Consider the following 9,976-nt stretch of genomic DNA (forward strand, 5'->3'; position numbering starts at 1 on the left):
AGGTCCTCTAGCGCCTTCGACAACTTCGAATTCAACTTTTTGGCCTTCTTCTAGAGTTTTAAATCCATCACCTTGAATTGCAGAAAAATGTACAAATACATCATCTTCACCTTCAACACAAATGAATCCAAATCCTTTTTCGCTGTTAAACCATTTTACGATACCTGTTTTCATTAAAACATCCTCCGAAATAAAATTATTTGTAATTCTTTACTAATATAGACTATCATATACAGCGAGAAATGTCAAATTTTATTTTAAAAAAAAATAATATTTTTATTCAATAAATATAAAATTTTATGTTTTTATTTTGATTTTCAGTGTAATTTTACCATGAAAACGTCATTTTGTAAAATTATTTGGTTTAGTATGGTAATATTTACCTTATACATATATAAATATTACCATACTAATTATTAGAAAAATAATAGTAAAATAATTATATATTAAAATAAACTTCTCAATTCTTTTAAAAAATCTATTTGTCATATTCGCTTTTATTATAATGAACTTCTTAGGTAAGTAGTACCCATAAGATATTCATCAACTGATTTAGCAAGTTTTCGTCCTTCAGCTATTGCATGAACAACTAGTGATTGACCACGTCTCATGTCACCAGCAGCAAAAACTCCTTCAACATTGGTCATGCAATTAGCAGCAGCTAATACATTACCACGTCCGTCATATTCCACTTCAAGGTCATCTAACATACCTTTATGCTCAGGATGTAAGAATCCCATAGCAAAAAGCACCAAATCAGCATCAAGCCTAAATTCACTGCCTTCAACTTCTTTCATAGTCTTTCTACCGTTTTCATCAGTAATCCACCTAAGTTTTACACAATTGATTTTTGTTACTTTTCCGTCTTTGCCTTCAAATGACTTAGTAGCAATGCTGTAGTTCCTTATATCCTTACCAAACTTAGCCATTGCTTCCTTATGAGAGGTAGAAGTTCTAAGAATCATTGGATAAATTGGCCAAGGCTGTCCTGGGCTTCTTTCGGCAGGAGGAGCATCGAGTAATTCAAGTTGTATTACATCAGCAGCACCTTGTCTAATTGAAGTACCTACACAGTCAGAGCCTGTATCTCCACCACCTATAACAATTACCTTTTTATCTTTTGCAGTTATGGACATGTTAGCAGGAATATCTCTTCCAGCATTCCTTTTGTTAGCTTGTGGAAGGAATTCCATTGCAAAATGGATGCCATCCAAATCTCTGCCTGATACATCAAGGTCTCTAGGTGTTGTTGAACCACCTGTCAAGCATATTACATCATACTTGTTTTTCAAGTGTTCTACGCTCACATCTTTACCTACGTTTGTATTAGTCTTAAAAGTAACACCTTCTTCTTCCATTTGATTAACTCTACGATCTATATAGAGTTGTGGAAGTTTGTAATCAGGTATACCATATCTTAGGCAGCCCCCAATTGCATCTGCACGTTCATAAACAGTAACTGTATGACCTACTCTTGCTAATTGTTGAGCGGTAGCCAGTCCAGATGGGCCAGAACCTACAACAGCTATTTTTTTGCCAGTATATACGGCAGGTGGTTGAGGTTTTACTATACCTTTTTCCCAACCTTTTTCTATAATTGCAAGTTCTATCTGTTTACATGTGATGGGCTTTCTATTAATACCAAGTACGCATCCTGATTCACATAGAGCAGGACATATTTTACCAGTAAATTCTGGGAAGTTATTAGTAGTATGAAGAACTTCTAAAGCTTTATCCCACTGATTATTATATACTAAGTCGTTATAGTCAGGGATGATATTACCAAGAGGACAGTTATAGCTGCAAAACGGCACTCCGCAATCCATGCATCTAGAAGCTTGCACTTTAATCTCTTCATCTTCTAGTGAAACATAAATATCATCAAAATTGTTGATTCTGTCTAACTCTGGTTTATAATTTCCTGATTTTCTTTCAAACTCTTTGAAACCTGTAGCTTTACCCATTATCTGCACCCCCTAAATTCAAGGTTTTTTTCTAATAATATTTCTTTGTACGCTGGAGAAATAACTCTAATAAACTTATCTTTGTATTGCTCAAAATTACTAATAATTTTTTTTGCTTTTTCACTATTAGTATATTTAATATGATTTTCTAATAATCTTTTGATTCTTGTAATGTCTTCATCTTGGATAGTTTCTGTAATAATTAATTGATAGTTACATCTATTCTTTTCAAAATCACCTATTTCATCAAGGACATACGCTATACCACCACTCATACCAGCACCAAAATTTCTACCAGTTGAACCAAGAATCAGAGCAATACCACCTGTCATGTATTCACAACCATGATCTCCAACACCTTCAACTACTGCTGTAGCACCAGAGTTTCTAACTGCAAAACGTTCTCCTGCAATACCATTAATATACACTTCACCATCTGTTGCTCCGTACAATAACGTATTACCTACTATGATATTATCGTCTGCATCAAAGGTAGCATTCTTATAAGGATATACTATAATCTTTCCGCCAGATAAGCCTTTACCTAAGTAATCATTAGCATCACCTTCAAGTTCTAATGTCATACCAGAAGTAGCGAACCCACCAAAACTCTGACCAGCAGAACCATTGAATTTGTAATGTATTGTATCATCAATTAAACCGTTATCACCATATTTCTTTGCTACTGTACCTGCTAACATAGTTCCTACACTTCTATGGATGTTTTTAACTGGATATTCTTTGTATACTTTGCTCTTTGAATCAATTGCTTCAGCTGCATTAGATATTAGAGTTCTATCAAAAATATCTTCCAAACCATGTTCTTGCTCTTTAACACATTTTGGTTGTATTCTTGATGGAAGTTCTGGTCTATATAAAATAGAATCGAAATCAATAGCCCTTGCTTTCCAATGCATCTTGGATTTGTTTGGTTTTAACATATCCACACGTCCAACCATTTCATCAATTGTTCTAAAGCCCATTTCTGCCATATATTCTCTAAGTTCAGTTGCTAAGAAGGTAAAGAAATTAATTAGATGTTCTGGTTTGCCTTTAAAATGTTTACGTAACTCAGGGTCTTGTGTCGCAACGCCTACAGGACATGTATTCTTTTGACATTTTCTCATCATTATACATCCACTAACTACTAATGCGGCTGTTGCAAAACCAAATTCCTCTGCTCCAAGTAATGCGGCGATTGCAACATCTCTACCAGTCTTTAGCTGACCGTCTGTCTGAACAATAATACGACTACGAAGGTCGTTCATAAGTAATGTTTGTTGAGTTTCAGCCAATCCAAGTTCCCAAGGAAGACCAGCGTATTTGATAGAACTTGCTGGTGAAGCACCTGTACCTCCATCATGCCCTGATACAAGAACTACATCAGCATGTGCCTTAGCTACACCAGCCGCAACTGTTCCTACACCAACCTCCGAAACAAGTTTAACATTGATTCTTGCCTCTTCATTAATGTTTTTGAGGTCGTAAATAAGTTGAGCAAGGTCTTCTATAGAATAGATGTCGTGATGAGGTGGTGGTGAAATAAGGTCAATACCTGGTGTTGAGTGACGTACCTTAGCTATGGCTTCGGTTACTTTGTGTCCTGGTAGATGACCGCCTTCACCTGGTTTTGCTCCTTGAGCCATTTTAATCTGTATTTCCTCTGCGTTAACAAGATATTCAGCAGTTACACCAAAACGTCCAGAAGCTACCTGCTTGATAGCACTATTTCTTGAGCTACCATCTTTATCTTTTACGAATCTAGCGGGGTCCTCGCCACCTTCTCCAGAGTTTGATTTACCACCTAATTTATTCATAGCTAATGCCAGAGTTTCATGAACTTCTTTACTTAGTGAACCAAATGACATAGCGCCTGTTGCAAAACGTTTTACTATATTCTCTACAGGTTCAACTTCACTTAGAGGTATAGCACCCATTGTAGAAAAATCTAACATACTACGTATTGTACATAGTTTTTCGCTTTGGTTATTGATAAGCATTGCATATTCTTTGTATAAATCGTAATTATTAGTTTTACAAGATTGTTGTAATTTACTAATAGTATCTGGATTGAATAAATGTGCTTCAGATTCTTTTCTCCAATGTAAATTACCACCTTCTAATAGGTTCTGATAAGGGTTTCTAAGTGAATTAAAGGCTACGCTATGGCGCATAATTACTTCTTTTGCAATAATATCAATGCCGATCCCTTGTATTCTTGAAGGTGTTCCAGGGAAGTATTTGTTTATAATATCACTGTTAATACCTACAGCTTCAAAAATCTGTGCTCCATGATAACTTTGAAGTGTTCCAATACCCATTTTTGATAATATCTTTAATAAACCATTTCCTATAGCTTTTTTATATCTTGAGTAAGCTTCGTCATAGGATATATCTTCTGTAACATATAATTTGTTTTCAACTAGATGCATAATAGTATCAAGAGCAACATAAGGATTGACAGCAGTAGCACCATAACCTATTAACAATGCCATATGCATAACATCTCTAGCGTCACCAGTCTCTACGATAATATCTACTTTGGTTCTTAATTTTTGCTTAATCAAGTGATGATGAACACTTGAAGTAGCTAATAAACTAGGTATAGGAGCATTATATTTATCAATGTTACGATCGCTTAAAATAATCACATTATATCCTTCATTAATGTTACTTATAACTCTTTCATTGAGAGAGTCAAGAGCTTCCTCTAGACCTTCACTTTCTTTGGAAACAGGAAAGATAATTGGTATTTTAACTGCTCTGAAATCTTTATGGTGAATATGACGTATCTTTTCAAAACTAGCGTTATCAAGTATAGGTGAATCTAATTCAATGAAGTTAATATTTTTCTTTTCATTTAGCTCACCTAAGATATTTCCTTTATAACCAATAAATTGTTTTAGGGACATAACTAATTTTTCACGTATAGGGTCAATAGGTGGATTTGTTACTTGTGCAAATAACTGCTTGAAGTAATTGCTTAGCAGCTGAGGTTTTTCTGATAACACAGCAAGAGGGGCATCATTACCCATTGAGCTGATAGCTTCTTTACCTAATTCAACCATAGGAGCAATAATTCTTTTTAGTTCTTCTTCGGTATAACCAAAAACTTTTTGTATTCTTATAATTCTATCTTGACTAAGCACTGCTGGGTCATGAGGATAAGGTAAATCTTCCATAGTTAATTTATTCTTATTCACCCATTTTTTATATGGTTTCTTAGATGATAATTCTTTTTTGATTTCTTCATCTGAGATTATTCTTCCTTCATTAGTATCTATTAAAAACATCTTACCAGGTTCTAATCTTCCTTTTTTGATTATATTTTTTGATTCAAAAGGAAGTACTCCTGTTTCAGATGCCATTACAACCAAATTATCATCAGTCACTAAATATCTTGCTGGACGAAGTCCGTTACGGTCAAGTGTAGCACCGATTTTGGTACCATCTGTGAATGCAATACCGGCAGGACCATCCCAAGGCTCCATGAGTTTTGCATGATACTCATAGTAAGCTTTCTTATCTTCATCCATAGTAGTATGTTCTTGCCATGCTTCTGGTATCAGCATAGATATAGCATGTGATAAAGATTTTCCGCTGGCTACTAGTAGTTCCAATGCATTATCTAAATTCATGGAATCTGATCCATCAGGTGTTATTATTGGGAAGAGTTTTTTGATATCTTCTCCTAGAATATCTGATTTGAAGATACCTTCTCTTGCGTTCATCCAATTCACATTACCTCTAAGAGTATTAATCTCACCATTATGAGCCAAGAAACGGAATGGTTGGGCTCTATCCCATGATGGAAAGGTATTAGTACTATATCTTTGGTGAACTAAAGCAATAGCACTAACCATTGAAGGCTCTTTTAGATCAGGGTAGAATTCTGGAATTTGTCTAGCAAGTAGCTGTCCTTTATATATCATTGTCTTACTTGAAAGGCTACTAATGTAAAAAGCTTCAGTATAAGTATGAGATGCTTCTCTTATAGCTTTTTCAACCAGTTTTCTAACAATATATAATTTGGTTTCGAATTCTGTTGTAGAAAGATTACCTCTTTTAATAAAAATCTGATGTACTACAGGAATTGTTCCTCTTGCAGTCAGACCACAGGCTCTTTCATTAACAGGGACATGTCTCCAACCAATTAATTCAAGATTTTCACTGGTAAGATATTTTTCAAAAACACCTTCACAGAAATATCTTGCATTAGGTTCTTGAGGGAGGAAAATCATTCCAACACCGTAATCACCTTCTTCGGGTAGAGTGAAATCTAATGAAGCCATCTCTTTTTTTAAGAATTCATGAGGGATTTGGATTAAGATACCAGCACCATCACCAGAATCTGGATCAGAACCTACTGCTCCACGATGAGTTAGATTAACTAATACGTCTAGTCCTTGCTCTATAATTGTATGGGATTTTTTACCTTTCATATGAGCTACAAAGCCAACTCCACAGTTATCTTTTTCAAATTGTGGATCGTATAGACCTTGTTTTTTAGGTAATCCATAGTATTTATTCATATCGTTACCTCCTTAATTATGTATTTACAAAGTGTTGAAGATAGTATAACATAAATTATTAGATAATTCAATACAATGAAGGATAAAACATTGGGACATTCATAATGTGCTTTTATTTATTATGATAATGAGTAAAAACTTAGATAGATTTATGCTCGTTTTATTTATAATAACACAGTTTTTTTAGATTTAATATATAAAAAGATTACCAGAAACAACTTGGAATATGAATTATATTACTAAACATCCATCATTTTAGAATATAAAATTGTAAGAACAATAAAAAATAGGTATAAAGAAGTCTAAAATAATATATATATTATACAAGATTAAGTTATTAATTATAAACTATTAACAAATATCTTGGCAGGTAACTTAATTTATTAGTATAAAATTAGAATCTGTGATAAAATATATTGTGGAGTATATATTTTACAAAGGAAACAATATATGGGGGTTATTAAATGAAATATAGTAAAATTATAGGTGTGACTTTATTAATAATAATCATGTTATGTGCATGTACAACAACTAAGGATACAATACAAGATAATTCAATACGTAGTAATAATCAGGCTGTAAACAATATAGATAATGATTTGGTGAATCCTAAAGGAGATAATGTAGAAAAAATTAGTGAACCGCCAGTTGCTATTAAAAGCGATATGATTGTTACAAGAGCTGTGGCAGCAAAAATGATATCACTTGCAAATTTTGACAAAAGAACTATTGAAATCAGTGATAGAGAAATAGAATTTCAAGATACTACACCAGAAAATTGGTTTGACAAATATATTAATATGGTAGTAATTAATAAATGGATGTTAGGTGGTAGTAAGACTTTTAATCCACTGAGACCTTTAACTATTAGTGAATTACTAACTATTGGTGAAAGATTGGATATTGATTTAGATAACTTAAAGATAGATCTAACTAATAAGGATGAAGCAGTAAGTTATAAAGATTTTATGAGCTTCTATAAAGTACTATGTGAAAAGAATAAAGATGAAGGTGGAATAAGAGTCAAAAAATTAACTGTATTTGCAACACCAGCTAATAGTGTTAGTTTGAATTCATGGCAAATGGCTACTAATTATGGCATGTATACTTTTGAAGGTTTGACACTTGACCGATATTTGGATAAAGAGATTGAAGTAATAATTAGGGACAGAGAAATTGTCGCTGTTAAGAGAGTTATAAATGAAACACCAAAACTTACAAATGCGTATATTGAAAAGATTGATGGAAATATTGCGACTGTGTTTATGGGAGGAATTAGTAGAGAACTAACAATAAATCATGATAAATACAAGCAGAAGAATGATGTAATAGGAGATATCATTATTGATAATGGACATATTACTGGTATTTTATTAAAAGAGCAAAAAGTTGCAGGTAAAGTTTTGTTAATGAGCAGTGACAAAGTCAGCTTAGATGAATTTCGCACATATTTTCTAACAGATGATGCGAAAATCTATTCAACGGTAAATGGTATTCGTTGGAAAAGTATTAATAATATCATTGTTGGATATGATTCCGCTGATTTCGTTGTTGATGATAATGGATTAGTATGTGCAGCAGTTATTAGGGATAAGGTGGATATTAATAATATAAGAGTGCTAATAAGCACCAATAAATTTAGGAGTAAATATCATAAAAATGTATCAATAACAGCAACAACTGATTACATAATAGAGTATGGAAATAATAAAAAGCAAACTAAAGCAGGAGATATTATAAGCATTAATGATAATTATTTTGAATCTTGTGATAGGATATACGTTAAATCATTAGATAATGGTAAGATAACAATCAATAGTATTAAGAGAGGAAATAATTATAATCCTTCTTATAGAGGAATAATAGAGATTGCAAAAGAAAAAGAAGGTTATTTAATTGTGAATGAGGTTCCTGTTGAAGAGTATCTATATGCAGTTGTACCTAGTGAAATGCCTACTTCATATGGTATAGAGGCGTCTAAAACACAAGCTGTCTGCGCTAGGAGTTATGCGTATACTCAGTTTTATTCTAACAGATATTGTAAATATGGTGCCCATGTTATTGATAGTGTTAGTTCACAAGTCTATAATAATGCACCTGAAAATGAAACATCAATAAGAGCTGTAAATGAAACTAGCAAAATGGGATTAACATATAATGGTAATGTGGTTTCTGCTAATTTCTTTTCAACTTCATGTGGTTTTACAGCAAGTTCAGGAGAAGTATGGCCACATTATAGTAATAGAGAGTTTCCCACAACTTCTCCTAAGTATCTTAGGGCTAAACCTCAATTTGATGGTGAAACCAAGTATGATAATCTAGAAGACGGAGAGCTATTTAGAGAGTTTATATTAGATGATAAGATTGATAGTTATGATAAGAAGTTTGCCTATTATAGATGGTCAGTTGAATTAACGAAAGAGCATATTGAATCCTGTATTAACAATACTATTGGTAAACAATATAAGAAACAGCCAAAACTTATTAAGACTCTTGATGAGAATAAAATATTCAGAAGCAGACCTATTGATAGTATTGGTACTCTAAAAGATATTGGTATATATAAAAGAGGTAAAGGGGGTAACATTACCGAAATGATTATTGAAGGTTCTGAAGGTATTGTAAAGGTATCAACAGAATATAATATTAGGTTATTGGTTTCGCCAATTAGTTATATAGAAGGTAAAGAAACAGTTCCGGTAATATTACAGAACAAAAGTGAAAAGATAGTTGATAAGTTAATGCCTAGTGCTTTTTATATAATAGATAAAGAGTATGATAAGGATGGTAATCTAATAAAGATTCTATTCAGAGGGGGTGGCTATGGTCACGGTGTTGGAATGAGTCAAAATGGTGTAAAAGGTATGGTTGATAAAGGATATGATTTTAATAAAATACTGAATCATTATTATGAGGGAACTAAGATTAAAGAGATATATTAGATATTTTCTTCATGATGTTCTAATAATCTAATAAAATATCTAACCTACAAATAGGTGATAATGAAACAAATCCTTATAGAAGAATGAAATAAAAAAGAGACTTGCTCTAAGTGGAGGCCACTGAAAATCTAGGTATTTTCAAACACTTCAAATGAAGGATATTAAAAAAGACGATTTATTTATCCAAAGTTGGATTCTAAATCGTCTTTTTTCTCGTTTGTATAGGGTATTTTTACCCTAATAATTTCAAAATTCTTTTTAGATTTACTGCAAATATGGTTATTGCACCCTGCAATTCCATGCCAACAAGACCTGAAGATGATGCAACATCATATCCATGCCTACATTTTAATTCACTATTTTTAGCTTCTATTTTATAACGTTCTTTAGATTTTTTTTTAAAGTAATCAGTTTGTTGAAATGCAGCTTGAGTTGTATGCTCAACAGATTTAATACTAACTGAGTAACTTTTGGTTTTTGCTCCTTCTTTAATAACATCCTTCCTTATGAGGACAATGCTTGCATTTTTTAACATCAA

4 protein-coding genes and 1 pseudogene are annotated in these 9,976 nt (G+C 32.7%); 1 reads left to right on the forward strand and 4 read right to left on the reverse strand.

Going from position 1 to position 9,976, the window contains the following annotated elements; genetic code table 11:
- The 3 genes from N4A55_RS05750 to gltB form a co-directional block, all read right to left on the reverse strand.
- On the reverse strand, positions 1–174 hold a 174-nt coding region (locus N4A55_RS05750; RefSeq protein ID WP_293754570.1), incomplete at its 3' end, for a cold-shock protein.
- Between the two features lie 326 nt (positions 175–500).
- The gene (locus N4A55_RS05755; RefSeq protein WP_293754565.1) at positions 501–1,964 is read right to left on the reverse strand and encodes a glutamate synthase subunit beta; all 1,464 of its coding nucleotides are present in this window, start codon (positions 1,962–1,964) and stop codon (positions 501–503) included.
- Positions 1,964–6,496 (reverse strand): glutamate synthase large subunit, encoded by a 4,533-nt coding sequence (gltB, locus tag N4A55_RS05760; RefSeq protein WP_293754567.1) that lies wholly within the window; start codon positions 6,494–6,496, stop codon positions 1,964–1,966. Before gltB ends, N4A55_RS05755 begins: the two co-directional genes overlap by 1 nt.
- A gap of 464 nt (positions 6,497–6,960) precedes the next feature.
- On the opposite strand from gltB, the gene N4A55_RS05765 reads away from it, so the two are divergent.
- Positions 6,961–9,438: a SpoIID/LytB domain-containing protein gene (locus N4A55_RS05765; RefSeq protein ID WP_293754569.1), complete on the forward strand. Its 2,478-nt coding sequence runs from the start codon at positions 6,961–6,963 to the stop codon at positions 9,436–9,438.
- A gap of 232 nt (positions 9,439–9,670) precedes the next feature.
- On the opposite strand, the pseudogene N4A55_RS05770 reads toward N4A55_RS05765, so the two are convergent.
- Positions 9,671–9,976, reverse strand: a pseudogene (locus N4A55_RS05770) (transposase); the annotation flags it as partial.

The sequence above is a fragment of the Vallitalea sp. genome, from assembly GCF_025211055.1.
Taxonomy (GTDB): Bacteria; Bacillota; Clostridia; order Lachnospirales; family Vallitaleaceae; genus Vallitalea.

What these genes read in the sequence shown, in the direction of transcription:
- N4A55_RS05755 (WP_293754565.1), bottom strand. Translation starts at nt 1,964, where the DNA reads ATGGGTAAAGCTACAGGTTTCAAAGAGTTTGAAAGAAAATCAGGAAAT.
- gltB (WP_293754567.1), bottom strand. Translation starts at nt 6,496, where the DNA reads ATGAATAAATACTATGGATTACCTAAAAAACAAGGTCTATACGATCCA.
- N4A55_RS05765 (WP_293754569.1), top strand. Translation starts at nt 6,961, where the DNA reads ATGAAATATAGTAAAATTATAGGTGTGACTTTATTAATAATAATCATG.